Raw genomic sequence first — 26,681 nt, 5'->3', positions numbered from 1 at the left:
TGGCACCCTTGTCCCTTTTGTCGCATTGTCTGACTTGGCGGAAGCCTGTTCGCCCACAGCAGAATCCGAACGGCCTTTCACCATCCGAGCCCCTCTGGCCTGTGTTCTCACCGGCTTTTTGGACACCCGGCCAGCCTAGAGCCCGACACTGACATCCGCCCTTGACCCTATGGATCGGCCCCCAATTGGCCCCCTCCCGCACAGCATGCGACGCCGGTGCGGCAGACTTGTGACTGATCACACTGTTTGGACCGTCCGGCAAAATGGGGAGCACGGTCCCCTGATGCAGGTCGACAAGGAGAGAACTCGTGGACGACGTTCTGCGGCGCGCCCCGCTCTTCGCGGCGCTCGATGACGAGCAGGCCGCGGAGCTCCGCGCCTCCATGAGTGAGGTGACGCTCGCGCGCGGGGATGCGCTTTTTCATGAAGGTGACCCCGGAGACCGCCTTTACGTGGTCACCGAGGGCAAGGTGAAGCTTCACCGCACCTCACCCGACGGCCGCGAGAACATGCTCGCGGTGCTCGGTCCCGGCGAGCTCATCGGTGAGCTCTCGCTGTTCGACCCGGGCCCGCGTACGGCAACCGCCTCCGCGCTCACCGAGGTCAAGCTGCTCGGTCTGGGCCACGGCGACCTTCAGCCGTGGCTGAACGCGCGGCCCGAGGTGGCCGCGGCGCTGCTGCGTGCCGTTGCCCGGCGCCTGCGCAAGACGAACGACCAGATGTCCGATCTGGTCTTCTCCGATGTGCCCGGGCGTGTGGCCCGCGCTCTTCTGGACCTGTCGCGCCGCTTCGGCGTGCAGTCCGAAGAGGGCATCCACGTGGTGCACGACCTCACGCAGGAAGAGCTGGCCCAGCTGGTCGGCGCCTCCCGCGAGACGGTCAACAAGGCTCTGGCGGACTTCGCCGGGCGCGGGTGGCTCCGCCTGGAGGCCCGCGCGGTGATCTTGCTGGACGTGGAGCGGCTGGCCAAGCGGTCGCGCTGACGGGGGTTCGCTGACGCGGGTTCGCTGACGCGGGTTCGCTGACGCTGTTTCTGTACGGGGACGGGGTCCCGCCTCTCTTGAGGCGGGGCCCCGTTCGCGCTTCCGCACAGGCTTTCCCACCCACCCGCCCGATTGCCCCGCGTTGAGGGCGGGTGGGTAGCACCTCGCTGCGGGCTCGGGCGGGTGACGCCCGGCCCGGGGGTGGCGCCTCGCTCCGGGGTGGGTGGGTGACGCCTGGTGGGTGGGGCACGCCCCGGTGGGTGGGTGACGCCCGGCGAGTGGTTCACCCACCGGTGCGTGGATCACGCCCCGGTGGGCGGGTGACGCACCGGCCGGTGGGTGACGCCCCGGCGAGTGGGTCACGCACCGGTCGGTGGGTGACGCCAGGTGCGTGGGTGACGCCCCGGCGAGTAGGTCGCGCACGGGGTGGTGCGTGACTCCTCGGGGCGGGGGGGGCCGGCTGCTGGATGCGGCTAGATCAAGCCATGTTCCTGCAAGTAGTCCAGCTGCGCCCGCACCGACAGTTCCGCTGCCGGCCACAAGGAGCGGTCCACGTCCGCGTATACGTGGGCGACCACCTCCGAGGGGGCCACGTAGCCGTTCTCGACGGCCGTCTCGACCTGGGCCAGGCGGTTCGCGCGGTGGGCCAGGTAAAACTCGACGACGCCCCTGGCGTCCTCCATGACCGGGCCGTGGCCCGGCAGGACCGTGTGTACGCCGTCGTCGACCGTCAGGGACCGCAGGCGCCGCAGGGAGTCCAGATAGTCCCCCAGACGGCCGTCAGGGTGCGCCACGACCGTCGTACCGCGGCCCAGGACCGTATCTCCCGTCAGGACCGCCTGGTCCGCCGGGAGATGGAAGCAGAGGGAATCCGCGGTGTGGCCCGGCGTCGGGACCACGCGCAGCTCCAGGCCGCCCGTCGTGATCACGTCCCCCGCGGCCAGGCCCTCGTCGCCCAGGCGCAGCGCGGGGTCGAGGGCCCGCACCTTGGTCCGGGTCAGTTCGGCGAAGCGCGCGGCGCCCTCCGCGTGGTCCGGGTGGCCGTGGGTGAGGAGGGTGAGCGCGACCCGCTGCCCGGCCTTCTCCGCCGTGGCGATGACGTTCTGGAGGTGTCCGTCGTCCAGGGGGCCCGGGTCGATGACGACCGCGAGCCCGGAATCCGGCTCGGACACGATCCACGTGTTGGTCCCGTCCAGCGTCATCGGGGACGCGTTGGGGGCCAGTACGTTGACGGCGCGGGCGGTGGCGGGACCGCTGAGGACCCCGCCCCTGGGCTGGCCGGGGAGGGCGGCGGCTTCGGTCATGCGGGGATGGCTCCCGTCCGGTTCGTGGCGGAGAAAGGGAAAGGGGCAGGGGCAGGGGCAGGGGCGAGCGTCCTCGTGGTCACGCGTGGCCCCTCGTAGGGATGTGCTTGGTGAATTCCTCGTGGCCCGGCCAGGACAGCACCAACTCGCCGTCCTCGAAGCGCGCTTGCGCGAGCACCGGGGTCAGATCACGCTCATGGGCCCCGGCCAGGGCGTCCGCGGCCGAGCCGTAGGGGCTCAGCTGGCGCAGGGTCGCGATGGTCGGCGGCATCATCAGGAGGTCGCCCTTGTCGTATCCCGCGGTGGCCTCCCCCGGAGCGATCCACACCGTACGGTCGGCCTCCGTGGAGGCGTTGCGGGTGCGCTGCCCCTCCGGGAGGGCCGCCACGAAGAAGAACGTGTCGTAGCGCTTCGGCTCGAACTCCGGAGTGATCCAGCGCGCCCACGCGGCGAGCAGGTCGCTACGGAGGACCAGGCCCCGCCGGTCCAGGAACTGGGCGAAGGAGAACTCGCGGGCGACCAGCGCCTCGCGATCCGCCTCCCAGTCGTCCCCCGTGGTGTCGCCGACGACGCTCGACGGGGTCGGCCCCGCAAGGAGCACGCCCGCTTCCTCGTACGTCTCGCGGACGGCGGCGCACACGATCGCCTGGGCGCCCGGCTCGTCCACGCCCAGGCGCGCGGCCCAGGTCGCCAGGGACGGACCCGCCCAGCGCACGAGGTGGTCGTCGTCGCGCGGGTCCACGCCGCCGCCCGGATACGCGTACGCGCCTCCGGCGAAGGCCATGGAGGCGCGTCTGCGCAGCATGTGTACGGCGGGGCCCGTCACGGAGTCCCTCAGGAGCATGACCGTGGCCGCCCGGCGCGGAGCCGCGGGCTTCAGTTCGCCGCTGCTCAGCGCACGGATGCGGTCGGGCCACTCCGGCGGATACCACTGCCCATTAGCCATGGGCGGAGGCTATCCCCTAGTGGGCTGATGTTCGAGAGGCAACTATCGGGTGCCAGAAGGCGGCCCGAAAGGACGGCAGAGCAACGGCTACGCCTCGGTCAGCTCCACCTGGATCTCGACCTCGACCGGCGCGTCCAGCGGCAGGACCGCGACACCCACCGCGCTGCGGGCGTGCACGCCCTTGTCGCCGAGCACCTCGCCGAGCAGTTCGCTCGTGCCGTTGATCACCGCGGGCTGGCCCGTGAAGTCCGGGGCCGATGCCACGAAGCCGACGACCTTCACGACGCGGGCGATCCGGTCCAGGTCACCGGCGATGGACTTCACCGCGGCGAGCGCGTTGAGACCGCACGTACGGGCCAGTTCCTTGGCCTCCTCGGGGGTCACCTCCCCGCCGACCTTGCCGGTCACCGGAAGCTTGCCCTCCACCATCGGGAGCTGGCCCGATGTGTACACGTACACACCGGACTGCACCGCGGGCTGATAGGCGGCGAGCGGCGGCACGACCTCGGGCAGCGTCAGGCCGAGCTCGGCCAGCTTCGCCTCGACGGCCCCGCTCATCCCTGCTTCTCCCGCTTCAGGTAGGCCACGAGCTGCTCGGAGTTGTTCGGCCCGGGCACGACCTGGACGAGCTCCCAGCCGTCCTCGCCCCAGGTGTCCAGAATCTGCTTCGTGGCATGGACGAGCAGCGGCACGGTCGCGTATTCAAACTTGGTCATATGGCCGACTGTAGCCGTTGTGAGGCACTGCTCACGGTGGCCTCCTGCTTAGCCCCGGCAGCGACTGGTTAGGCTCGGAAGTGTGAGCAGGCTCCAGGTCGTCAGCGGCAAGGGCGGTACCGGCAAGACCACGGTGGCCGCCGCACTCGCGCTCGCCCTCGCGACGGAGGGCAAGCGCACCCTCCTCGTCGAGGTCGAGGGCAGACAGGGCATCGCGCAGCTCTTCGAAACCGAAGCGCTGCCGTATGAGGAGCGGAAGATCGCCGTCGCTCCCGGGGGCGGGGAGGTGTATGCCCTCGCCATCGATCCCGAACTGGCGTTGCTCGACTACCTCCAGATGTTCTACAAACTGGGGGGCGCCGGACGCGCGCTCAAGAAACTCGGCGCCATCGACTTCGCCACCACCGTCGCGCCCGGTCTGCGGGACGTCCTGCTGACCGGCAAGGCCTGCGAAGCCGTACGCCGCAAGGACAAGAACGGGCAGTACGCGTACGACTGCGTGGTGATGGACGCGCCGCCCACCGGCCGCATCACGCGCTTCTTGAACGTGAACGACGAAGTCGCGGGGCTCGCCAAGATCGGGCCCATACACAATCAGGCGCAGGCCGTGATGCGCGTCCTGAAGTCTCCGGAGACAGCGGTTCACCTGGTGACGCTCCTCGAAGAGATGCCCGTCCAGGAGACCGCCGACGGGATCGCCGAGCTGCGGGCCGCCAAGCTCCCCGTGGGGCGCGTCATCGTGAACATGGTGCGGCCCGCGCTGCTCGACGAGGCCTCCCTGGAGCTCGGACTCGGGCAGACCCCGCGCACCGCCATCGCCAAGTCCCTGTCCGCCGCCGGGCTCGGCGGGGCCCGGCGCGGCGGTGTCGCCGAGCGCCTGGTCGACCCCCTCCTGGAGCAGGCCGCGGAGTACGCCGAGCGGCACGCCCTCGAGCACTCCCAGCGGGACGTGCTCGGCGAGCTCGGCCTCCCCCTGCACGAACTCCCGCTGCTGGCCGGCGGAATGGACCTGGCGGGCCTCTACGAACTCGCCACGGAACTGCGGAAGCAAGGGATCGCATGACCTCGGACCCCGCACGACACCAGGACACGACACGCCCCCTGGACCCGGCCCGCGCGCTCGACGTCGACACCCTGCTCGACGACCCGACGACCCGCATCGTGGTGTGCTGCGGCTCCGGAGGCGTCGGCAAGACGACCACGGCGGCGGCGCTCGGCCTGCGCGCCGCCGAGCGGGGCCGCAAGGTCGTCGTCCTGACCATCGACCCGGCGCGCCGGCTCGCGCAGTCCATGGGGATCGACTCGCTCGACAACGTCCCGCGCCGGGTCAAGGCCATCGACGGGTCCGGCGACGGCGAGCTGCACGCCATGATGCTCGACATGAAGCGCACCTTCGACGAGATCGTCGAGGCGCACGCGGACAAGGAGCGGGCGAGCGCGATCCTCAACAACCCCTTCTACCAGTCGCTTTCGGCGGGCTTCGCGGGCACGCAGGAGTACATGGCGATGGAGAAGCTGGGGCAGCTGCGCGCCCGTGACGAGTGGGACCTGATCGTCGTCGACACGCCGCCCTCGCGCTCGGCCCTGGACTTCCTCGACGCGCCCAAGCGCCTCGGCTCCTTCCTGGACGGGAAGCTGATCCGGGTGCTCATGGCACCGGCGAAGGTGGGCGGCCGGGCCGGGATGAAGTTCCTGAACGTCGGGATGTCGATGATGACGGGAGCCCTCGGCAAGCTGCTCGGCGGGCAACTGCTGCGTGACGTACAGACCTTCGTCGCGGCGATGGACACCATGTTCGGCGGATTCCGCACCCGCGCTGACGCCACGTACCGGCTGCTTCAGGCGCCGGGAACGGCGTTCCTCGTGGTGGCTTCACCGGAGCGGGACGCGTTGCGCGAGGCCGCGTACTTCGTGGAGCGCCTGGCCGCGGACGACATGCCGCTCGCCGGTCTCGTGCTCAACCGGGTGCACGGCAGCGGCGCCGCCCAGCTCTCGGCCGAGCGGGCTCTCGCCGCCGCGGAAAATCTTGACGAGAGCCGCATTGTGGATCAGGAGGACGGGAAGGTTGGAGTTCGTAACTCCCACGAGGCTCCCGGCCACTCCCCCGAGACCCTTGCAGGTTCCGAAACCGCCGGTTCCGAAACCGCCGGTTCCGAGGCCGTCGGTTCCGAGGCCGTCGGTGACGGCGAGACCCCAGCACCTTCCGAACTCGACGACACGCATCCACCCGTGGCACAGCTGACCGCCGGTCTGCTGCGTCTGCACGCGGAACGCATGCAGCTGCTCGCGCGCGAACAGCGCACGCGCGATCGCTTCACCGCGCTGCACCCCGAAGTGGCCGTTGCCGAAGTGACGGCACTGCCGGGTGACGTGCATGACCTGGCAGGTCTTCGGGCCATCGGAGACCGGCTCGCGGCCGGTACTGATGGTGATCCGGCCGGAGCTGCCTGAGCAGGGGGACCGCCCCGCTGCCGCTTTGACGGTGGGGGCCCTCCCCCACCGCCACGCGGCGGACGGGCTCTACCCCACTGCCGCGTAGCTCTCGTACGTCTCGTCGTCCTCCAAGTCCACGGGCAGCAGGCCCGCGCCACGCTCGTACTCGGAGCGCGCCGTCTCCAGCAGACGGCGCCATGAGGTGACTGTGGGACGCCTGCGCAGCAATGCGCGGCGCTCCCGCTCGGTCATGCCACCCCACACGCCGAATTCGACGCGGTTGTCCAGCGCGTCGGCCAGGCACTCCGTGCGCACCGGGCAGCCGGTGCACACCGCCTTGGCCCTGTTCTGCGCTGCTCCTTGAACGAACAGTTCATCTGGATCGGTAGTGCGGCAGGCCGCCTGCGCACTCCAGTCGGTTACCCAGCCCATACCGGCGCCGTCCTCTCCCGAATCGAGGCTCCCCCACGGCGGCAGCGGCATATTCACCGCCGCCAGTTGAGGACGTTACGGAAGGTGGGCACAGCGCAACACCCCCTTCGGGCCCAATCTTGAATGGCCCGAACGGACTATGCGTAAGCGGCAGATCACCCGACGGAGTGAGCTGGCGACATGCGTGATTAACCCGGCAAAAGCGGGCACTTCAGCTGAGTCACAACGGGCATCGAATGCCGCATGAGGCGAATTCGGGCACTCATCCGAGCTCGATCCGAGCGCAAGAAGAGCAGGGGGGACCCCGTTCGGGATTCGGGACCGAGGGAGGGGTTGTTGCCAAACCGCACTGCTGTGACAGTTGAGAGCAGCTTAGGCCAAGGCATTGAGGCGTGTCCGGCGATTCAGAACGTAGGCTGCTGTCCATGGGAAAGAAGCGCTCCGGCGGTGGTCTGTCACCAACTCAGCAGGCCGCGAAGTTCCTAGGTGTCAGTGTGCTCGCGGGAGCCGTGCTGGCAGGCATCGCTCTGCCCGCGGCCGGGGCGCTCGGCCTCGCGGCGAAGGGCTCGGTGGAGGAGTTCGACGAGATCCCCTCCAACCTGGAGCAGCCGCCGCTGAGTCAGCGCACCACGATCCTGGACAACAAGGGCGGCTCCATCGCCACGGTCTACTCACGTGACCGCACCGTGGTGCCGCTCAAGGAGATCTCGCCTTACATGCAGAAGGCGATCGTCGCGATCGAGGACTCGCGCTTCTACGAACACGGCGCGGTCGACGCCAAGGGCATCCTGCGTGCGCTGAACCAGAACGCGCAGAGCGGCGGCGTATCCCAGGGCGCCTCCACGCTCACGCAGCAGTACGTGAAGAACGTCTTCGTCGAAGAGGCGGGCAACGACCCCACTAAGGTCGCCGAGGCCACCCAGCAGACGCTCGGGCGCAAGATCCGCGAGCTGAAGTACGCGATCCAGGTCGAGGACAAGCTCGGCAAGAAGCGCATCCTCAGCAACTACCTGAACATCACCTACTTCGGGCAGCAGGCATACGGAGTCGAGGCCGCCGCCCAGCGCTACTTCTCCAAGCCCGCCAAGGACCTCCAGGTCCAGGAGGCCGCGCTGCTCGCCGGCATCGTGCAGTCCCCCAGCCGGTACGACCCCGTGAACGACTCCGAGGAAGCCACCAAGCGCCGCAACACCGTCCTGCAGCGGATGGCGGAGACGCACGACATCACGCAGGCGGAGGCCGCGGAGGCGAAGGACAAGCCGCTCGGCCTGAAGGTCAGCAAGCCCAAGAACGGCTGCATCACGGCGGTCAGCGGCGCCGGGTTCTTCTGTGACTACGTACGCGAGGTCTTCCTCTCCGACCCGGTCTTCGGCAAGACCCAGAAGGACCGGGCCAAGGTCTGGAACCAGGGCGGTCTGCGGATCAAGACGACTCTCGATCCGCAGTCGCAGCAGTCCGTGCAGGCCTCCATAAAGGATCACGTCAACCAGAGCGACGACGTGGCGACGGCCGCCACCATCGTCGAGCCGGGCACCGGCAAGATCCTGGGCATGGGGCAGTCCCGGCCCTACGGCATCAATCTCAAGGACAACGAGACCTCGATGAACCTGTCCGTGGACCACGCCATGGGCGGCGGCGCGGGCTACCAGCCGGGTTCGACCTTCAAGCCGATCGTGGCGGCTGCCGCCCTGGAGGGCGGCATGTCGCCGACGAAGAGCTACGGCTCTCCGTACGAGATGCCCTACCCCGACAGCGTCGCGGCCTGCGACGGCAAGAAGTGGCTCAACTCGGGCGGCGCCAAGCTGACCAACGAGAACGAGTCCGAGGTCGGCCCGTACGACATGCGGGAAGCGACCGCGAAGTCGGTCAACACCTACTACGTGGAGATGATCGGCGACATCGGGATCTGCCCGGTGACGCAGATGGCCAAGAAGATGGGCGTCGAGCGGGCCGACGGCAGGAAGATCGACCAGGCGCCGTCGATCGCGCTCGGCACCCAGGAGATGTCGCCGCTGACGATGGCGGGCGCGTACGCGACGTTCGCGGCGCGCGGTAAGTACTGCTCGCCGGTCGCGATCGAGTCGATCTCCGCTCCGGGCGGCAAGTCGCTGCCGGTGCCGAAGTCGACGTGCTCGCGCGCGATGTCCACGAAGACCGCCGACACGATCAACACCCTCCTGAAGGGCGTGGTCGAGGACGGAACCGGCAAGCAGGCCGGTCTCGGCTCCCGGGCGAGCGCGGGCAAGACGGGTACGACCGACTTCCGCTACGCCGCCTGGTTCGTGGGCTACACCCCGAACATGTCGGGCGCGGTCTGGGTCGGCGACCCGCAGCACAAGCGGCAGATGGTCGACATCACCATCGGCGGGCGCCCGTACGACAAGGTCTTCGGTGGTGAGGTGCCGGGTCCGATCTGGCGGGACGCGATGAGCGGCGCGCTCGCGGGCAAGCCCGCGCCGGGCTTCAACACCGTCCACATCCCGAACGGCGACAAGGACAAGGACAAGGACCACGACGACGGCAAGCCGGGCGGCGGCGGCAACAACGGCGGCGGTGGCGGTGGTGGCGGCAACAACGGCGGTGGCGGCTCAGACGACGGCGGCGGCGACAACCCCTGGCCGGACATCGACCTGCCGCCGGACGTCATCGGCGGTGGCGGCAACGGCGGGAACGGCAATGGCAACGGAGGCGGGATCGGCGGCTGGAACCGCTAGATCCGGATCTCCCGTTCGCGGCCCTTCATGAATGAGGGCGCCCCCTGAAGCCAGGGGGCGCCCTCATTCACGTACGTACGACGGATGGCTCTCAGCCCGCGAGCAGCTTCTTGACCGCGGCGGCGACGCGGCCGCCCTCCGCCAGGCCCGCGACCTTCGGGTTCACGATCTTCATGACCTGGCCCATGGCGCGCGGCCCCTCTGCGCCGGCGGCCTTCGCCTCCTCGACGGCCCCGGCGACGATCGCCTGGAGTTCGTCCTCGGAGAGCTGCTTGGGCAGGTACTCGGCGAGGATCTCGCCCTCCGCCTTCTCCCGCGCGGCCTGCTCGGCGCGACCGCCCTGGGCGAAGGCCTCCGCGGCCTCGCGGCGCTTCTTCGCCTCACGCGTGATCACCTTCTGCACCTCGTCGTCGGAGAGCTCACGGGCCGTCTTGCCCGAGACCTCCTCCTTCGTGATGGCGGTGAGGGTCAGCCGGAGCGTCGAGGAGCGCAGCTCGTCACGCCCCCTGATCGCGGCGGTGAGGTCTTCCTGGAGCTTCGACTTGAGCGTGGTCATGCGGTGATTGTCGCAGGTGCGTACGGCCCGACGCCCGCTGATTTAAGGGGCCTTCGGGTCTGACACGATGGGTGGATGCGCGCGCGATACGCAGTACCCCTGGGAATCACGGCGACAGCCGCCGCCGGTCTGGCCTACTCGGTGGGCTTCGAAGCCCGCTCCTTCCGACTGCGACGGGTCACGGTGCCGGTCCTGCCGCCGGGGATGCGGCCGCTCAGAGTCCTCCAGGTTTCGGACATCCACATGGTGTCCGGGCAGCGCAAGAAGCAGCGCTGGCTGCGCTCGCTCGCGGGCCTGCGCCCCGACTTCGTGATCAACACCGGCGACAACCTCTCCGACCCGGAGGGCGTGCCCGAGGTCCTCGACTCGCTCGGCCCGCTGATGCAGTTCCCCGGTGCGTACGTCTTCGGCTCGAACGACTACTACGGGCCCAAGCCGAAGAACCCCGCCCGCTACCTCCTTGAGAAGTCGCGGGGCAAGCACGGCCTGAACGGCAACCCGCCCGCCGTCGGCGTGATCCACAACCCGTGGGAGGACCTGCGCGACGGCTTCGACGCCGCGGGCTGGGTGAACCTGACGAACACGCGGGGCGCCCTGAAGGTCGAGGGCTACGAGATCGGCCTCACGGGCCTTGACGACCCGCACATCAAGCGCGACCGGTACGAGCGCGTGGCCGGCGGTCCCGACGCGGGCGCCGACTTCTCGATGGGCATCGTGCACGCCCCGTACCTGCGCACCCTCGACTCCTTCACGGCCGACGGCTACCCCCTGATCCTCGCGGGCCACACCCACGGCGGTCAGCTGTGCATCCCCTTCTACGGGGCGCTCGTCACCAACTGCGACCTGGACACGGATCGCGTGAAGGGCCTGTCGCGGCACGAGGCGGAGGGGCGGACGTCGTACATGCACGTCTCGGCGGGCTGCGGCGCCAACCGCTACACCCCGATGCGCTTCGCGTGCCCGCCCGAGGCGACGCTCCTGACGCTGACTCCGCAGAGCTGACCCGGCGGCTCCGGGGCCCTGTGGCCAGGGCCCCGGAAACCGGATTTCGTCTCAGGGCGCCGGTCCGCTAAAGTAATCGATGTCGCCACGACCTGCGCAGCGGGCCGGTGGAGCAACGACATCGGGGTGTAGCGCAGCTTGGCAGCGCGCTTCGTTCGGGACGAAGAGGTCGTGGGTTCAAATCCCGCCACCCCGACAGCTGAAACAGCAGATCAGGCCCGGTTTCCAGAAATGGGAACCGGGCCTGACTCGTTCTACGGGCGGATTCGTTCAGCAGGGCTGACTCGTTCTACGGGGCCCTCGCCCCTCCCGCTCCTCCGCCACGTCGTTTCGGCGCCGGTCCCTCCCCTGTGGGGACCGGTGCCGAACGACGGTTTCGACCCGCGCCGCATCGGCGTATCGGAGCGGGTCGAGCAGAGGCCGGATCCGCGGTCGACGTGCATGCGGTCCGGACGTGATCGACGGAAACAAGCCGAAGCCGTGCGGCGTCACGATCCATCTCTGCGGGTAGCACAGGTGGATGACCTACCCTGACGCTGCGCGGTTGCTTCGCTACCGCTTCGCGATCCTGCCAGCTAGGTCACCGGAAGGGGAGATTCCGCCACCGTCCGGAGGCCTTAACCGCAGGTCAGCCGTATAAGGTGAGTTTTCCGGTCCGGATGTCCAGGTGCGGGGGAAGTAAGGAGTGAAGGCCTTGCGTTCCGATTCAGGGGCACGCACAGCCTTCGCGGAGCGTCTCGCGCTGCTGTACAAGGAAGCCGGTAATCCGCCCCTCCAGCGTGTGGCCGAGGCGGTCGTCCGGCATCAGCGGGTCGACGAGCGGGGGCGGCCCGTACGGGTCTCCGCCCAGCGGATCAGCGACTGGCGGCGGGCCAGGAACGTGCCCGCCCAGTTCGCCGCCCTCTCTGCGGTGCTGCACGTCCTGATACCCGAAGCGCGCCGCGAGCGGCCCGCGCCGGTGTCCGCGGGTCTGTACGACATGGCCCAGTGGCAGCTCCTCTGGGAGCGCGCGCTGGCCGACCCGGTCAGCGGCCGGGCCGCTCCGGCAGCCGCGGAGGACGGGGAAGGGCAGGAGGGCCAGGAGGGGCCGCAGGACGAGGCTCCGGCCGCCGTCCCCGTCGTGTGCCCCTACCGGGGTCTTGCTTCGTACCGGCAGCAGGACTCCCGGTGGTTCTTCGGCCGGGAGCGGAGCACGAAAGCCCTCGTAGCCCAGCTCCGCGCGGCGGAGAAGACGGGCGGCCTGATCATGCTCGTGGGCGCATCGGGGGCGGGAAAGTCCTCCCTCCTGAACGCCGGCCTGGTGCCCGCGCTCCAGAACGGCGCCCTGAGCGGGGCCGGCAAAGAAGCCGGTCCCGTGCTGCAGCTCGTACCGGGCGCCGACCCTCTCGCGGAGCTGACCGGCCGCATACCCGAGCTTGCGCACGCCGTCTCGGCCGCGGAGGAGTCGGCGGCCGCGGAGGCCGGTACTCCGCACTTCGCGAAGGCGGTGCGGGAGGCCTTCTCTGCGTGGGCGCTGCGCGAGGCGCCCTCCGGTGCCCGTCCGGTCGTCATCGTGGACCAGTTCGAGGAGACGTTCACCCTCTCCTCCGACGAAGCCGCCAAGCGCACCTTCATCCAGCTCCTCGACGCCGCCGGTTCGCCCGCCGTGGCCGGTGGTCCGGCTCCCGCGCTCGTGGTCCTCGGCATACGCGCCGACTTCTACGAGCAGTGCCTCGGGTATCCCGAACTCGCCGACGCGCTGCAGCACCGGCACATGGTGCTCGGGCCGCTGACCACCCCGGAGCTGCGCGAGGCGGTGACCGGCCCGGCCAAGGCGGTGGGCCTGGAGCTCGAAACGGGGCTCGCCGAGCTGATCGTCCGCGAAGTGAGCGCGGACGGGCCCCGCGGGACGCACGACGCGGGGGTGCTGCCGCTCCTCTCCCACGCCCTGCTCGCCACCTGGCAGCGGCGCAAGACGGGGAAGCTGACGCTGGCCGGCTATCGCGCGGCGGGGGGAATCCAGGGTGCCGTCGCGGCGAGCGCCGAGCGTGCCTGGTCCGGCCTCGACCCGGCGGCACGCACGGCCGCCAGGCTTCTCCTCCTCAGGCTGGTCCGGCTCGGCGAGGACACCCGGGCCACCCGCAGACGGGGGACGCGGCGGCAGCTGGCGCAGGAGTCGACGGACCCCGGCAAGACGGAGGAGTCGCTCGAAGCGCTCGTGAGCGCCCGGCTGGTGACTCTCGACGCGGAGGCCGTGGAGATCACGCACGAAGCGCTGCTCCATGCCTGGCCGCGGCTGCGCGACTGGATCGACGAGGACAGGAACGACAACCTGCTCCGCCAACGACTTGAGGAGGACGGCAGGGCCTGGGAGGACTCCGACCGCGATACGTCGCTGCTCTACCGGGGTTCGCGTCTCGAACAGGCCCGTGCCTGGACGAAGACCGCGGGGGGCACCTTCCTGACGACGGGCGCGGTGGAGTTCCTGGCGGCTTCGGCCAGGCTCCGCAGGCGTACGGTCCTGATCACGCGGGGCGCGGTGGCGGCGCTGGTCGTCCTGTCGATGGTGGCCGTCATCTCGGCGGTCGTCGCATGGCGGCAGCGGGACGACGCGGTGTTCCAGCAGGTGGTCGCCGAGGCCGATCGCGCCCAGCACGCGGATCCGTCGCTGTCCGCTCAGCTCGATCTGGTGGCGCACAACCTGCGGCCGAAGGACGCGGGCACCAGGAACCGGCTGCTCTCGATCGTGAACGCCCCGCTGGCCACCCCGCTCCTGGGCCACAAGGGCGCCGTCTACCTCACCTCGTTCAGCCCGGACGGACGGCTCCTCGCCACCGCCAGCTACGACAGGACCGTACGGCTGTGGGACGTTTCGGACCCGTCGCGTCCCGAGCCGCTGGGCAAACCCCTCACCGGGCACACGAGTTGGGCGAGCAGCGCGGTCTTCAGTCCGGACGGCGACACCCTGGCCACCGCTTCGGACGACGGCACGGTCCGGATGTGGGACGTACGCGAACCCGGCCGTCCGCGGGCGCTGGGGCCGCCCGTGACCGGTCATGGGGGACCGATCTATCTGGTCGCCTTCAGTCCGGACGGGCGCACTCTGGCCTCCGCCAACGACGACCACACGGTCCGTCTGTACGACGTGGCCGATCCGGGCCGGCCGAAGGCGCTCGACACTCTGACCGGCCACAGCGCCGCCGTGCGGTCCGTGGCCTTCAGTCCCGACGGCAAAACCCTGGCGGCCGGTGGCGACAGCGGCAGGATCAGGCTGTGGAACGTGGCCGATCCGCGCCGCCCGAAGCCGGTCGGCAAGGCGCTGACCGGGCACAGCGGCACGGTGCACTCCGTGGCCTTCAGTCCCGACGGACGCACGCTGGCCAGCGGCAGCAGCGACAACGCCATCCGGCTCTGGAACGTGGCCGATCCGCGCCGGGCGAAGTCGCTCGGCGAGCCGCTCACCGGCCATACCGGCGCGGTGTGGTCCGTGGCCTTCAACGCGGCAGGGACGACGCTCGCGGCCGCCAGCGCGGACAGTACGGCGAGCCTGTGGAACGTACGCGATCCGGCGCATCCGTCGCAGGTCGGCGAGCCTCTCGCGGGCAGCATCGGGGAGATATACGCCCTCGGCTTCAGCCCCGACGGACGCACTCTCGCCACCGGGAGCGGCGACAACAAGGTGCGGCTGTGGTCGATACCGACGTCGGACATGATCGGCAGGATCGGGGCGTTCAGGCCCGACGGGAAGGTGCTCGTCACGGCGGCGCGCGACGACCAGCTCCGGCTGTGGGACGTGCAGCGGCCCAAGCGGCCCGTCGCGCTGGGCGAACCGTTCAAGCCCAAGGGCGGGTACGTGCGTTCGCCGGTGTTCTCCCCCGACGGCCGCACGATCGCGGTGCTCACGGGAAACCGCGCGGTGCAGCTGTGGAACGTCGCCGACCCGGAGCACCCTGTTTCCTACGGGCCTCCCGTCGCCCTGCGGACACGGTTCGCCGCCGCGCTGGCCTTCAGCCCGGACGGGCGGACGCTGGCGACCGCCGACACCGATCACACCATCCAGTTGTGGGACGTCAGTGATCCCTCCCGGCTCCGCAAGCTCGGCGGGCCGCTCACGGGCCACAAGGGCTACATCAATTCCCTCGGCTTCAGCCGGGACGGCCGTACGTTGGCCAGCGGCAGCGCGGACGGCACCATCCGGCTCTGGAGCGCGTCCGATCCGCGTCATGCCACGCGGCTCGGCAAGGCGCTCAAGGGGCACCTCGGGCCGATCAACGAGCTCGCCTACAGCCCGGACGGCCGCACGCTGGCCAGCGCAAGCGATGACGGCACGGTCCGGCTCTGGGACGTCACCGCTCCCCGCAAGGCGACGCAGCTCGGCTCCTCCCTCACCGGCCACACCGAGGCGGTGATGTCGCTGACGTTCAGCAAGGACGGCGGGACGCTGGCCAGTGGCGGCAACGACAACACGGTCCGCCTCTGGGACGTCACGACGCCCGCCAAGGCGTCTCCCATCGGGCAGTCCATGAGCCCCAACGCCAAGACGGGCACTTTTCTGTCGTTCAGTCCCAAGGGCGAGATGCTCGGGGTTTCGAGCGGCACCGATACCGTCCGGTTGTGGAACTTGGACATCGACGAGGCGATTGACCGCATTTGCTCGACCACGCAGGGCGTCCTGACCAGGGATAAATGGCACGAGTATCTGCCCCGGCTCTCGTACGCGCCGCCCTGCGACGACTAGTGGTTCGTCGTGACCGCGCTGCGGATCTCGTGGCGTGATCCCGATCACAGCACCCTATTTCGGCTGAGTAGTTGCCTCCCCCAACGCAATCAGCCTTGCTACGGTTGGGCATAGCCCGATCGCTGGTGCATCCCCCGTCGCCAGCGGTCGGGCGTTTTCGTGATCTCGCCGCCCGGTGACTGCTTGAGGTCGCCTTCCGGCGGAATTGAGACATGGCCGTCCGGCTATCTCCGGACCAACTGGGTGGCATGGCCATGCTTCGTGGCGGCGGGGCCTTGCATAACGTGGTTCGGGCCGGGCTCGCCCGTTAACGAACCGGACCTGATTGATGGTCCGAAACCCCACTTGGAAACTCGGAAAGGTGGTGAACCGTGACCCGGCGCATCGTCGTCATCACGGCCGTCCACGCACCGTCGGCGCGCTTCCTGGCCCAGGCGTACAAGTCGCTTTGCGAGCAGGAGCTGCCCGCCGGGTGGGCGTGGCACTGGCTGATCCAGGAGGACGGGACGACGGACCAGGTCGCGCCGTACGTACCCGACGACGACCGGGTCACGTTCAAGCAGGGGCGCCCTGGCGGGCCCGGCGTCGCCCGGACCATCGCCCTGGCGCACGCGGACGGCGAGTACATCAAGGTCCTCGACGCCGATGACCAGCTCGCGCCCGGTGCGCTGGCCCGCGACCTCGCGGCCCTCGAAGCCGATCCGGACATCGGCTGGGCGACGTCACGCGCGCTCGACCTGCTCCCCGACGGAACCACCGCCGGTTTCCCCGGCGACCCCGCGACCGGCCCGATCGAGCGCCGCGAAGTGCTCGACCACTGGGCGTCGCACGACTATCGCGCCCAGGTCCACCCGGCGACGCTCTTCGTCCGCCGCGAACTGCTCGTGGCCCTGGGCGGCTGGATGGCACTCCCCGCCTCCGAGGACACCGGTCTCCTGCTGGCCCTGAACGCGACTTCCCGGGGCTGGTTCTCCGCCGAGGCAGGACTGCTCTACCGCAAGTGGGAAGGCCAGATGACCGGCCTGTCCGAGCACACGGACACAGCGGAACGCACCGCCCGCATGACGGTGATCGAGGCAAGGGCACGGGCGCTGGGGCGTTTTCAGTGGGGTTATCCCGGGGGGGCCGGGTGATCGGAGGTACCGCGCGACCGGAGTTGCCTCCCCCCTTTCGTCATAGCCGTCGGTATTTCGGCGCACGAGTGGCGTCTGGTGGTCCGTAACCGGTGGCGTATGCCCGTCGGGGAATGGGCGCTCCTTGCCGTCGCCCACGCGGGGTGTGCCGCTTCCCTCGCTGTCGTCCTCGATTTCCCGCGCTACTGACGCATATTGCGCGGCCGACCCTGCGGATCTTGCCGCGGAAGCGGCGGACTACGTACGGTCACGGATATGCCTCGCACTTCCCTCCGCAACGCGTCGGAACTTCTGGTCACTCTCGGCCGCGGCTATGTCCGCAATGCGCCCGGATCGCTGGCCAAGGGCCCGCTCTCTGCCCGCTTTCTCAACGCGTACCTGCGTGACCATCCGCGTCAGCGCGTCGTCGAGGCACGGTTCGACGCCCGCTTCGCCTGCGATTCCCGCGACCTCATCCAGCGCTACATCAGCCTGTACGGGGTGTGGGAACCCCACATGACGCGGTGGCTGCGGAGCCGTCTCGGCGCCGGGGACACGTTCGTCGACGTGGGCGCCAACATCGGCTACTTCGCGATCCTGGGCTCGCGCCTCGTCGGCAGCACGGGAAGGGTGGTGGCCGTCGAAGCGTCTCCCGCCTTCCACGAACGCGTGCTGCAGCACGTCAGGCTCAACGGCTGCCGCAATGTCCGCACGGTCAACGAGGCGGTCTCCGACAGCCACAAAAAGCTGACCTTTGTGCTCGCCAGCTCGAACAACATGGGCGCCAACTCGATAGTCCCGTACGACGGCCCGGCCGAGTCGACCTTCGACATGGCGGCCCGCCCCCTGCCCGAGATCCTGCACGAGGACGAACTCACCGCGGCCCGCGTGATCAAGATCGACGTCGAGGGCGCCGAGGGCGGTGTCATCAGGGGCCTGGCGCCCGCCCTCGGGCGGCTGCGCCCGGACGTGGAGATCGCCGTGGAGGTCACTCCGGACCGCATGGAGCAACTCGGCGACTCCATCGACGAGTTGATGGACACCATGACCCGGCACGGCTTTCGCACCTACCGCCTGCCCACCGACTACCGGCCGGAGAACTACCCCCGCGCCCTGCGACGACCGGAGCCTCCGGTGCGCTGGCGCGGCCCGATCGTCGGCGAGAGCGAGCTGGTCTTCTCCAGGGTCGACGCCGAGACCCTGGGACAGAGCCCCGGCTACCGGTGACAAAGCCCCGGCTACCGGTCGAACGGCAGGTCCAGCATCCGGATGGCATTGCCGCGGAGCAGCTTGTACTGCACGTCCTGGGGGAGGTGGCCGACGTGGTCCTCGGCCACCGCCTTCGTGTGCGGCCACGTCGAGTCGACGTGCGGATAGTCGGTCTCGAAGGTGGCGTTGTCGACGCCCACGGTCTCGATGGAGGCGACACCGTGCTTGTCCCGGAAGAAGCAGCAGTAGATCTGCCGGTAGTAGTACGACGACGGCGGCTCCGGGATCAGGTCCTTGACCCCGCCCCAGGCCCGGTGCTCCTCCCATACGTCGTCGGCGCGCTCCAAGGCGTACGGGATCCAGCCCATCTGGCCCTCGCTGTAGGCGAGTTTGAGGCGCGGGAACTTCACCAGGACCCCGGAGAAGAGGAAGTCCATCATCGAGGCCATCGCGTTGTTGAAGCTCAGGGACGCCTGGACGGCAGGGGGCGCGTCGGGGGACGCCGCCGGCATCTGTGACGACGAGCCGATGTGCATGTTCACGACCGTGCCGGTCTCCTCGCACGCCGCGAAGAAGGGGTCCCAGTAGCCGGAGTGGATCGACGGAAGGCCGAGGTAGGTCGGGATCTCGCTGAAGGTCACGGCGCGGACGCCGCGCGCGGCATTGCGCTTGATCTCGGCGACGGCGAGGTCCACGTCCCACAGCGGGATCAGGCAGAGCGGGATCAGCCTGCCGCCGCTGTCACCGCACCACTCCTCCACCATCCAGTCGTTGTAGGCCCGGACGCAGGCGAGCCCGACCTCCTTGTCCTTGGCCTCGGAGAAGGTCTGCCCGCAAAAGCGCGGGAACGTCGGGAAGCAGAGGGAGGCCTCGACATGGTTGACGTCCATGTCCTTCAGGCGGGCCGCCGGGTCCCAGCAGCCGCGGCGCATCTGCTCGCGCGTGATGCCGTCGAGCGTCATCTCGTCCCGCGAGAATCCGACGGCGGCGATGATGCGCTTGTACGGGAAGATCTCTCCCTCGTACTCCCACCAGTCGGTGATCTGTCCTTCCGGGTCCGTCGTGAACTTGTACTTGCCGCCGATGTACTCCAGCTCGCCGATACCTGCGGTGAAGGGCTTCGGGCCCCGGTCGCGGTACTTGCCCGGGAGCCACTTCTCGAAGAGGTGCGCGGGTTCGATCACGTGGTCGTCCACGCTGATGACGCGGGGGAGCTCCTTGGCCCCGACCTCGTTGTTGTCCACTGCTGTGCCCCCTACTACCTGCCGGTTTCCCTTACCTGCATCTGACGACCCATCAGATTGAGGTTATGGGCTCACTTCGGCGACGGCAACAGCCCGCCTCAAACTGGACCCCTTGCGCGATCGCTCCGGATCCGCTGAACTGACGCTCCATCAGATAATCGATGGGGCGGCGCATCAGACACCCCGTCAGATCAGCTGGAGGGAGGGCCTCCGATGGAGACGATGTGGCTCGGCGGAGCCGAGTGGCTCGCCGTGCTCCGGATCGGGCTCGGCTTGTGGTGGCTGGAGAGTTGGCGCCACAAGGACAAGAAGACCTGGTTCAGCGGCGGCGGGATCGACTGGGCCGCGGGGATCGCGGACAAACACCGCTGGGCCTTCGTGCGATCGGGCTTCGACGTCGTGGTGAAGCCCCGCCCCCGCACGATGGCGTACGTCGTCGCCTACGCGGAACTGGCCCTCGGCCTGGGTCTCATCGTCGGTTTCCTCACGCCGATCGCCCTCGTCTGCGGCTTCGCGCTGAACCTGATCTACCTGGTCCTGATGATCCACGACTGGGGCGAGCAGGGACAGAACCTGATGATGGCGCTGATCTCCGCGGTCGCGTTCTTCGGGATGGCCTGGCAGGTCTGGTCGCTCGACAACGCGTTCGGGCTCTTCGCGTAGGCGCTCGGGTCTGGCCTGTTGTACGGCGACGTGCCACCCTGCGGGCGAAACCAGGGACATGAGGAGGTGCCGGTGAACGCACATGACCACGCAGGGCAGGAACCGACGGCCGAAACCCTCAAGGCGGGGCATGCCGCCCGTGCCGAGAGCGCGGCGGCGCGGGCGGCCGCTCTCAGCCATTACGTGGAGCAGGCCTCCGAAGGCAACGCGGATGCCGTCTGGAAGGCAGCTCACGCGGCCCGCGTGGCGGCGCAGGCCCTGGCCGTGCTCTCCGAGAGCGAGCCCGATCCGGCCGCGGATTCGCGTTGCGCGCGGAACGCGTCCGCGTCGGCGGCGCAGGCTTCCCAGATGGGTCAACTGGTGGACGGCGACGCCGAGTCGGCGACCCTGGCATGCCGGGCCGCCCTCAAGGCATCGCTGACGGCCGGAGCAGCGGCCGGGGCCAAGTCCCAAGGCATCGACGAAGACCTGAACGCCGAAGCGGACGCAGCGGAGAAAGCCGCCGTCACCGCGGCCGAAGCAGCGGGCTGGCTCCGCCCCGGCGAGCAGGTCCCCGGCGTGGCCACCGGCATCCGAAGCCCCGAAGTGATGACCATGATGCATCTGTGACCGAAGGCCACCCGGAGGAACCTCGTCCGGGCGCTACGCCACCTTCGGCGCCGCTCGCATCCCCACGTAGCAGCACTCCGTGCCGTCCGTCAGGGTCGAGAAGACCACCGGCATGTAGTCCTCGCTGAACGAAGGGCCCGCGCCCGATGCCGCGAAGACGGTGTCCGTCACCGGGGTCAGGTCCATGTCCAGAGGCGGGGAGAAGTCCGCCATGCCGTCGACGAACTCGTAGCGCAGTTGCGCCGGGCCGCCCTCCTCACCTGTGGCCGAGACCGTGATGATCACGCCCTCGCGCTTGTACGTCCCGATGTACGGGGTCATGTCCACCGCAGGCGGCACCTCCGCGGGGCCGAACGCGTCCGGCATCCGCACCCCCGCAAGTTCGCTCAGGAGCTCACGGAACAGCGCCGCGTAGAGCTGGCGCGCTCCCCCGCCGTTCGTGAGGAGGACCACCGCCACACCTGCATCCGGGACCACGCGCAGGTACCCGTACTGGCCGATCGAGGCGCCGTCGTGGCCGTAACCGCCGATGCCCTCCCAGTCGTAGAGCGTCCAGCCGAGGCCCCAGCCGTCCGCGCTGACCGTCCACTTGTCGGGGACGTCGACCTCGCGGCGCTGCATCCGCGCGACCGCGCCGGCGGACAGGACACGGGTGCCGTCCGGGGCGGTGCCGCCCGCCAGGTGCATCCGGGCCAGGCGGGCCACGTCGGCCGCGGTGACCAGGACCCTGCCGTACGGACCCGCCGAGCGCGGCATCAGATCCCAGGCCGGTGCCGGGTCGGGGTCCTGGCCGGGCTCGCCCAGGTGACTCATCGCCACGCGGAAGCTCAGTGCCTCCTCGGGCAGCGTCATGGAGTGTTCGAGGCCGAGCGGGGTGAAGAGGCGGTCCTTGAGGGCCTGGTCCCAGGTCTGGCCGGTGATGACCTCGATGATGCGGCCGAGGACGTTGTATCCGAGGCTGCTGTACGAGACCGCCGTCCCCGGCGGACAGTCGAGCGCCACGCCCTTGCTCGCCTCTACGTAGCGCGCGAGACAGTCGTCCCCGCGCCCGGCGTCGTACGTGAAGTCGCAGGTCAACCCGCTTGTGTGGGAGAGGAGTTGCCGGGTCGTGATGGCCGCCGTGGCCTCCGGGTCGGCCGTCGCGAACTCCGGCACCACGGAGACGACCGGCGCGTCGAGATCGAGTTCTCCGGAGTCGGCCAATTGCATCACGACCGTCGCGGTGTAGACCTTGGCGATCGATCCGGACTGGAACACGGAGTCCGTCGTGACCTCCACGCCGGTGCCCCGGTGCAGCACGCCGCTGGCCAGCTCGTGGATCTCGCCGTCGGCCAGGACGGCCAGGGTGGCGCCCGGCACGTGGTGCGCGGCGCGCAGCTCGTCGAGGCGGGACTGCCACCGCTGCAGCCGCCGCAGCCGCCGCACCTCGGCGTCGGCCGTCAGGCACTCGGTGGTCGTCCCGGCGGTCGTCCCGGCGGTCGTCTCGGTCCTCGGCATGGGGGTCTCCTCCGTGAAATTCCTGCGGTTTCTCGTACGGCGTTCGTTGCTCCGCACACTGTACGGAGACCGCACAGCGTGCGCAATAGTCGATGTATACCCGACGCCCCGTTCCGCTCGCCCTTCCGTGGTGTCACCATGCGGAGTCCAGGGGTGTCGAGGGGTGTCCAGGGGGCTCCCTCGGCAGGGGCGGGGCGGAGGAACGAATGGCAGAGGTGTTCTTGCGGCGGCTGAGCCGCTGGCAGGCGGAACAGCAGCGGGAATCGGTCGCCGACGTCTACGTCGAGGCCTACGAAGGAGACGCGGGAGCCGAGTACCGGGACCGGCAGGGGTTCCTGCACGTCTTCGAGAACACCGTGCAGCGGCCCGACTTCGACATGGTCGTCGCCGATGGGGCGGGCAGCATGGTCGGCTGTCTCTACGGGTATCGCGCCGCGCGTACCGGCGACTGGTGGGAAGGGTTCCGCGGGGTCCTGCCCCCGGAGGTCGAGGAACGCACGGCGTCGGGCCGGGTCTTCATCCTGACCGAGCTGATGGTGGTGCCCGCCTACCGGCGCCAGGGCGTATCGGAGCGCCTGCGCACGCTGCTCCTCGTGCGGCACGCCACGGATCTGGTCGTCTCGGTCATCAAGCGGGACGACGATCTGGGGCGCGAGGTCCTGCGGTCGTGGGGCTGGACGAAGCTCGGCGAGTTCGATCCGGGCGGGCCCGGATCGACGGCGCCGCCCCGGCGGGGAGAGACCGAGACGCCGGGACCCGACGGTCTGGTGTGGGAGGGCTGGATGCGGCCGATGCCCTGAGCCTCAGCCCTGGCTCAGGCCACCGCCTTGCTCGCCTTCAGGGAGTACATGAGGGGGATGCGCGGGCGGTCCACGGGGAACCGGTAGGCGCCGTCGCGGAGTTCGAGGGCGCCGAAGCGTTCGAAGAGCGTGGTGTCGTGCTCATGGAGGAAGTCGATGCGCAGGCCGGCCGCCGCCAGGGCCGTGACGACCTCGCCCACCGGGTGCTGCCATTCCACGCTGCGGTTGTGGACCGTGGGCGTGGTCATGTCCGCGTAGCCGCCGGGGGCCTCGTCGATCCAGGCGTCGCGGGCGAAGTAGTCGTACTCGATCCGTGAGCCCGTGGCGTCGTCCAGGATGTCCGCGAGCGGGTGGAACTCGGAGAGGTAGAGGAAGCCGCCGGGCGCCACGAGCGCCGCCGCGGTCTCGGCCCACCGCTGGATGTCGGGGAGCCAGCACAGGGCCCCCACTCCGGTGTAGACGATGTCGTACGAGGAGTCGGGCACCGCATCCGCCGCGTCGTACACGTCGGCTGCCACGAAGGACGCCTGGTCGGCGGTGAGGCCGAGCTCGGCGGCGAGGTCGCGGGCCGCGTCGACGGCGGGCTCGGAGAAGTCGAGCCCGACCACGCGGGATGCGCCGTGCCGGGCCCAGGAGAGGGTGTCGAGGCCGATATGGCACTGCAGGTGGAGCAGCGAGCGCCCCGTGACGTCACCGACCTCCGCGAGCTCGAAGGCGCGCAGCGGGTCCTTGCCGGAACGGAAGGCTTCCAGGTCGTAGTAGTCGCTGGCGAGGTGGAGGGGAACACGCTCGTCCCAGCGTTTTCGGTTGGCCTCGCGCCAGTCGGCGGGGGTCGGTGAGTACATTCCAGAAAGTTATCCACAGGCTGGGGACCCTCGCCAGCGGATTGTCGGCGTGTGCGTGCACTATGGGGTCCATGAGCGACTTGGGTGCGGGTGCAGTGGATACGTCGAGTGCGGGCGAGGGCGCCGGAATGCCGGACTGGGAGAAGCGGTTCCGTGCGCCGCGGGTGTCACTGCCCGACTGGGCCGAGGACGCCCCCGACCGGTCCTTGTTCGTGTCGAACGCGACGGGGACGTACGAGCTGTACGCATGGGACCGCGCCACCGGCGAACAACGCCAGGTGACGGACCGGCCGAACGGCACGACGGACGGACTGCTCTCGCCGGACGGCGAGTGGATCTGGTGGTTCAACGACACGGACGGCGACGAATTCGGCGTCTGGATGCGCCAGCCCTTCGCGGGCGGCGGCACGGACGAGCCCGCGGTGGCGGGCCTCGAAGCGTCCTATCCGGCGGGCGTCGCCCTCGCGCGGGACGGTCTGATGTCCGTCGTCGGCCGCTCGACGGACGAGGACGGCTCGACGATCCACGTCGTAAGCGCACCGGGCGCGGACCCCGTCGAGATCTACCGCCACCGCGAGTCCGCGGGCGTCGGCGACCTCTCCCACGACGGCTCGCTGATCGCCGTCGAACACACGGAGCACGGCGACGCGATGCACTCCACCCTCCGGGTGATCAGGCCGGACGGCTCCACCGTCGCCGAACTCGACGACACCGAGGGCGGCACGGTCGAGCTGGGCCTGGAGGTCCTCGGCTTCGCGCCGGTCGGCGGGGACACGCGGCTGCTGGTCGGGCATCAGCGGCGCGGCCGCTGGGAGCCGATGGTGTGGGACGTCGCGTCGGGCAAGGAGACGGAGCTGGCGCTCGACCTGCCGGGTGACGTGAGCGCCGAGTGGTATCCGGACGGCTCCGCCCTGCTCATCGTGCACAGCTTCGAGGCCCGCAGCGAGCTGTTCCGGTACGTGTTCGCCTCCAGCGAGCTGATCGAGGTCGAGACGCCCACGGGCTCGGTGTCGGGAGCGACGGCTCGGCCGGACGGCAGCGTGGAGTACCTGTGGTCGTCGGCCGCCGAGCCGCCGGTGGTGCGCTCGACGACGGGCGGCGTCGTGCTCGACCCGCCCGGCATGAAGGCCCCGGCCTCCGTGCCGGTCGAGGACGTCTGGGTGGAGGGTCCCGGCGGCCGGGTGCACGCCCTCGTACAGAAGCCGGCCGATGCGACCGGCCCGCTCCCCACCGTCTTCGAGATCCATGGCGGCCCGACGTGGCACGACAGCGACGCGTTCGCGGCGGGCCCTGCGGCCTGGGTCGACCACGGCTATGCGGTGGTCCGCGTCAACTACCGCGGCTCGACGGGGTACGGCCGCGAGTGGACGGACGCCCTCAAGCACCGGGTCGGCCTGATCGAGCTGGAGGACATCGCGGCGGTGCGGGAGTGGGCGGTGACGTCGGGTCTCGCGGACCCGGCCCGGATCGTCCTGGCCGGCGGCTCCTGGGGCGGGTACCTCACGCTGCTCGGCATCGGCACCGAGCCCGACGCCTGGGCCCTCGGCCTGGCCGCGGTCCCGGTCGCGGACTACGTGACGGCGTACCACGACGAGATGGAGGCCCTCAAGGCCATGGACCGCACCCTCCTCGGCGGTACGCCCGAGGAGGTCCCGGAGCGCTTCGAGGCCTCGTCCCCGCTGACGTACGTGGACGCGGTGAAGGCGCCGGTCTACATCTCGGCGGGCGTGAACGACCCGCGCTGCCCGATCCGCCAGATCGACAACTACGTGGACCGGCTGAAGGCCCGCGAGGCAGTGCACGAGGTGTACCGGTACGACGCGGGGCACGGCTCGCTCGTCGTGGACGAGCGGATCAAGCAGGTGCGGTTGGAACTGGACTTCACCGAGCGGCACCTCCGCTAGGGCCTTCGCCGGCCGGGGCGTCAGCAGGAACCGGTGCATACCCCGCGGGCCGTCTCCCGCGGGCGCCCCCGTACCGTGGGGGTGTGTACCGGTTCCTGCTGACGCCCCGCTGGTGGGGGATCAACGTCTTCGTACTGCTGGCCATCCCCTTCTGCATCTTCATGGGGTCATGGCAGCTGGGGCGGTTCGAGGACCGCGTCGAGGCACATGACGCCGCGCAGGCGCAGGCGGACCAGCAGAAGTCACCCACGCGGTCGCAGGCGAAGGCCAGGCCGCTCGACTCCCTCCTCCCCGTGGACCAGGACACGTCCGGCGAGCGGGTGTCGGCTTCGGGCCGGTACGGAAAGCAACTGCTCGTGCCGGGCCGGGAGTTGGACGACAAGTCGGGTTACTACGTCCTCACGCTCCTGCGCACCGGCAACGGCAAGGACCTGCCCGTCGTGCGGGGCTGGCTCCCCGGTGACGCGGGTGCGGCGAAGGCCCCCGCGGCGCCTTCCGGTGAGGTCACCGTGACCGGCTCGCTCCAGGCCTCCGAGAGCCCCGGGTCCAACGGAGTCAGCTCGGCGGGCGGACTGCCGTCCGGGCAGCTCGGCGCCATCAGCGCGGCCTCCCTGGTGAACGTGGTGCAGGGCGACGTGTACGACGCCTGGGTCACCCTGGACAAGGGTGACTCCGGGATGAAGGCGGTCCCGGCGGCCGCGCCGGACAACTCGGGGCTCGACCTCAAGGCCTTCCAGAACCTCGGCTACACCGGCGAGTGGTTCGTCTTCGCGGGCTTCGTCGTCTTCATGTGGTTCCGGCTGTTCCGCCGGGAGCGGGAGTTCGCACGGGACGCCGCGCTCGGCCTGCTGCCCGAGGAGCCTGCTTCCGTCTGACCCGGCGAGGGTGGCCGCGAACGCCGGACGGGCCGGATGGCTTGGCTACCGCCCGGCCGCCCGAACAACCCCCCCCGCGACGGAACAGGCAGCCAACCCCGCCCGGAGACCCGCCCCCCC

General features: G+C 70.0%; 22 protein-coding genes and 1 tRNA gene. 14 read left to right on the top strand and 9 right to left on the bottom strand.

Annotation, left to right across the window (positions count from 1 at the left end):
* Positions 1 to 308: 308 nt before the first annotated feature.
* Positions 309 to 983: a Crp/Fnr family transcriptional regulator gene (locus ACWFR3_RS13940; protein WP_016642758.1), complete on the top strand. Its 675-nt coding sequence runs from the start codon at positions 309 to 311 to the stop codon at positions 981 to 983.
* 473 nt (positions 984 to 1,456) lie between these two features.
* Here ACWFR3_RS13940 and ACWFR3_RS13935 read toward each other — a convergent pair whose 3' ends face one another.
* The 4 genes from ACWFR3_RS13935 to ACWFR3_RS13920 form a co-directional block, all read right to left on the bottom strand.
* Positions 1,457 to 2,287, bottom strand: a complete 831-nt coding sequence (locus ACWFR3_RS13935) for an MBL fold metallo-hydrolase (RefSeq protein ID WP_453734790.1) — start codon at positions 2,285 to 2,287, stop codon at positions 1,457 to 1,459.
* A gap of 79 nt (positions 2,288 to 2,366) precedes the next feature.
* Positions 2,367 to 3,233, bottom strand: a complete 867-nt coding sequence (locus ACWFR3_RS13930; protein WP_453734789.1) for an NUDIX hydrolase — start codon at positions 3,231 to 3,233, stop codon at positions 2,367 to 2,369.
* 87 nt (positions 3,234 to 3,320) lie between these two features.
* On the bottom strand, positions 3,321 to 3,791 hold the full coding sequence (locus ACWFR3_RS13925) for a RidA family protein (protein ID WP_453734788.1): 471 nt from the start codon (positions 3,789 to 3,791) through the stop codon (positions 3,321 to 3,323).
* Positions 3,788 to 3,949 carry a DUF4177 domain-containing protein gene (locus ACWFR3_RS13920; protein WP_453734787.1) on the bottom strand — a complete coding sequence of 54 codons (162 nt, stop codon included), beginning with the start codon at positions 3,947 to 3,949 and terminating at the stop codon, positions 3,788 to 3,790. Before ACWFR3_RS13920 ends, ACWFR3_RS13925 begins: the two co-directional genes overlap by 4 nt.
* 82 nt (positions 3,950 to 4,031) lie before the next feature.
* Between ACWFR3_RS13920 and ACWFR3_RS13915 the strand changes: the two genes are divergently transcribed.
* On the top strand, positions 4,032 to 5,012 hold the full coding sequence (locus ACWFR3_RS13915) for an ArsA family ATPase (protein ID WP_453734786.1): 981 nt from the start codon (positions 4,032 to 4,034) through the stop codon (positions 5,010 to 5,012).
* A complete protein-coding gene (locus ACWFR3_RS13910) occupies positions 5,009 to 6,400 on the top strand; it encodes an ArsA family ATPase (protein ID WP_453734785.1) in 1,392 nt (463 codons plus the stop codon). Before ACWFR3_RS13915 ends, ACWFR3_RS13910 begins: the two co-directional genes overlap by 4 nt.
* Positions 6,401 to 6,469: 69 nt before the next feature.
* Here the strand turns inward: ACWFR3_RS13910 and ACWFR3_RS13905 are convergent, their stop codons facing one another.
* Positions 6,470 to 6,814: a WhiB family transcriptional regulator gene (locus ACWFR3_RS13905; RefSeq protein WP_167828965.1), complete on the bottom strand. Its 345-nt coding sequence runs from the start codon at positions 6,812 to 6,814 to the stop codon at positions 6,470 to 6,472.
* Positions 6,815 to 7,239: 425 nt separating this feature from the next.
* On the opposite strand from ACWFR3_RS13905, the gene ACWFR3_RS13900 reads away from it, so the two are divergent.
* The gene (locus tag ACWFR3_RS13900; RefSeq protein WP_453734784.1) at positions 7,240 to 9,528 is read left to right on the top strand and encodes a transglycosylase domain-containing protein; all 2,289 of its coding nucleotides are present in this window, start codon (positions 7,240 to 7,242) and stop codon (positions 9,526 to 9,528) included.
* A 91-nt stretch (positions 9,529 to 9,619) separates the two neighbouring features.
* Here the strand turns inward: ACWFR3_RS13900 and ACWFR3_RS13895 are convergent, their stop codons facing one another.
* Positions 9,620 to 10,084 carry a GatB/YqeY domain-containing protein gene (locus ACWFR3_RS13895; RefSeq protein WP_453734783.1) on the bottom strand — a complete coding sequence of 155 codons (465 nt, stop codon included), beginning with the start codon at positions 10,082 to 10,084 and terminating at the stop codon, positions 9,620 to 9,622.
* 75 nt (positions 10,085 to 10,159) lie between these two features.
* Here ACWFR3_RS13895 and ACWFR3_RS13890 point away from each other — a divergent pair, with 75 nt between their 5' ends.
* The 5 genes from ACWFR3_RS13890 (at position 10,160) to ACWFR3_RS13870 (ending at position 18,142) form a co-directional block, all read left to right on the top strand.
* A complete protein-coding gene (locus tag ACWFR3_RS13890) occupies positions 10,160 to 11,086 on the top strand; it encodes a metallophosphoesterase (RefSeq protein WP_453734782.1) in 927 nt (308 codons plus the stop codon).
* Between the two features lie 122 nt (positions 11,087 to 11,208).
* Positions 11,209 to 11,282, top strand: a tRNA-Pro gene (locus tag ACWFR3_RS13885).
* Between the two features lie 489 nt (positions 11,283 to 11,771).
* Entirely contained in the window at positions 11,772 to 15,803 is a 4,032-nt protein-coding gene (locus tag ACWFR3_RS13880; protein ID WP_453734781.1) for an nSTAND1 domain-containing NTPase, read from the top strand.
* A gap of 371 nt (positions 15,804 to 16,174) precedes the next feature.
* Positions 16,175 to 16,936 (top strand): glycosyltransferase family 2 protein, encoded by a 762-nt coding sequence (locus ACWFR3_RS13875; RefSeq protein WP_453734780.1) that lies wholly within the window; start codon positions 16,175 to 16,177, stop codon positions 16,934 to 16,936.
* A 255-nt stretch (positions 16,937 to 17,191) separates the two neighbouring features.
* On the top strand, positions 17,192 to 18,142 hold the full coding sequence (locus ACWFR3_RS13870; RefSeq protein WP_453734779.1) for an FkbM family methyltransferase: 951 nt from the start codon (positions 17,192 to 17,194) through the stop codon (positions 18,140 to 18,142).
* 11 nt (positions 18,143 to 18,153) lie between these two features.
* On the opposite strand, the gene ACWFR3_RS13865 is transcribed toward ACWFR3_RS13870, so the two are convergent.
* Entirely contained in the window at positions 18,154 to 19,368 is a 1,215-nt protein-coding gene (locus ACWFR3_RS13865) for an amidohydrolase family protein (RefSeq protein ID WP_453734778.1), read from the bottom strand.
* A 213-nt stretch (positions 19,369 to 19,581) separates the two neighbouring features.
* On the opposite strand from ACWFR3_RS13865, the gene ACWFR3_RS13860 reads away from it, so the two are divergent.
* On the top strand, positions 19,582 to 20,031 hold the full coding sequence (locus ACWFR3_RS13860; RefSeq protein ID WP_453734777.1) for a DoxX family protein: 450 nt from the start codon (positions 19,582 to 19,584) through the stop codon (positions 20,029 to 20,031).
* Between the two features lie 72 nt (positions 20,032 to 20,103).
* Complete coding sequence (locus tag ACWFR3_RS13855; RefSeq protein WP_453734776.1) at positions 20,104 to 20,640, top strand: hypothetical protein; 537 nt, start codon at positions 20,104 to 20,106, stop codon at positions 20,638 to 20,640.
* Between the two features lie 33 nt (positions 20,641 to 20,673).
* On the opposite strand, the gene ACWFR3_RS13850 is transcribed toward ACWFR3_RS13855, so the two are convergent.
* On the bottom strand, positions 20,674 to 22,137 hold the full coding sequence (locus ACWFR3_RS13850; protein WP_453734775.1) for a serine hydrolase domain-containing protein: 1,464 nt from the start codon (positions 22,135 to 22,137) through the stop codon (positions 20,674 to 20,676).
* Positions 22,138 to 22,343: 206 nt separating this feature from the next.
* Between ACWFR3_RS13850 and ACWFR3_RS13845 the strand changes: the two genes are divergently transcribed.
* A complete protein-coding gene (locus ACWFR3_RS13845) occupies positions 22,344 to 22,937 on the top strand; it encodes a GNAT family N-acetyltransferase (protein ID WP_453734774.1) in 594 nt (197 codons plus the stop codon).
* A gap of 14 nt (positions 22,938 to 22,951) precedes the next feature.
* On the opposite strand, the gene ACWFR3_RS13840 is transcribed toward ACWFR3_RS13845, so the two are convergent.
* Positions 22,952 to 23,782, bottom strand: coding sequence for a class I SAM-dependent methyltransferase (locus ACWFR3_RS13840; RefSeq protein WP_453734773.1), 831 nt, complete (start codon positions 23,780 to 23,782; stop codon positions 22,952 to 22,954).
* A gap of 71 nt (positions 23,783 to 23,853) precedes the next feature.
* Between ACWFR3_RS13840 and ACWFR3_RS13835 the strand changes: the two genes are divergently transcribed.
* On the top strand, positions 23,854 to 25,686 hold the full coding sequence (locus tag ACWFR3_RS13835; protein ID WP_453734772.1) for a prolyl oligopeptidase family serine peptidase: 1,833 nt from the start codon (positions 23,854 to 23,856) through the stop codon (positions 25,684 to 25,686).
* A gap of 83 nt (positions 25,687 to 25,769) precedes the next feature.
* Positions 25,770 to 26,561, top strand: coding sequence for an SURF1 family protein (locus tag ACWFR3_RS13830; RefSeq protein WP_453734771.1), 792 nt, complete (start codon positions 25,770 to 25,772; stop codon positions 26,559 to 26,561).
* Positions 26,562 to 26,681 lie beyond the last annotated feature (120 nt).

This window comes from Streptomyces sp. NPDC055189, from assembly GCF_053606765.1.
This window is presented reverse-complemented; position numbering and strand designations above follow the sequence as displayed.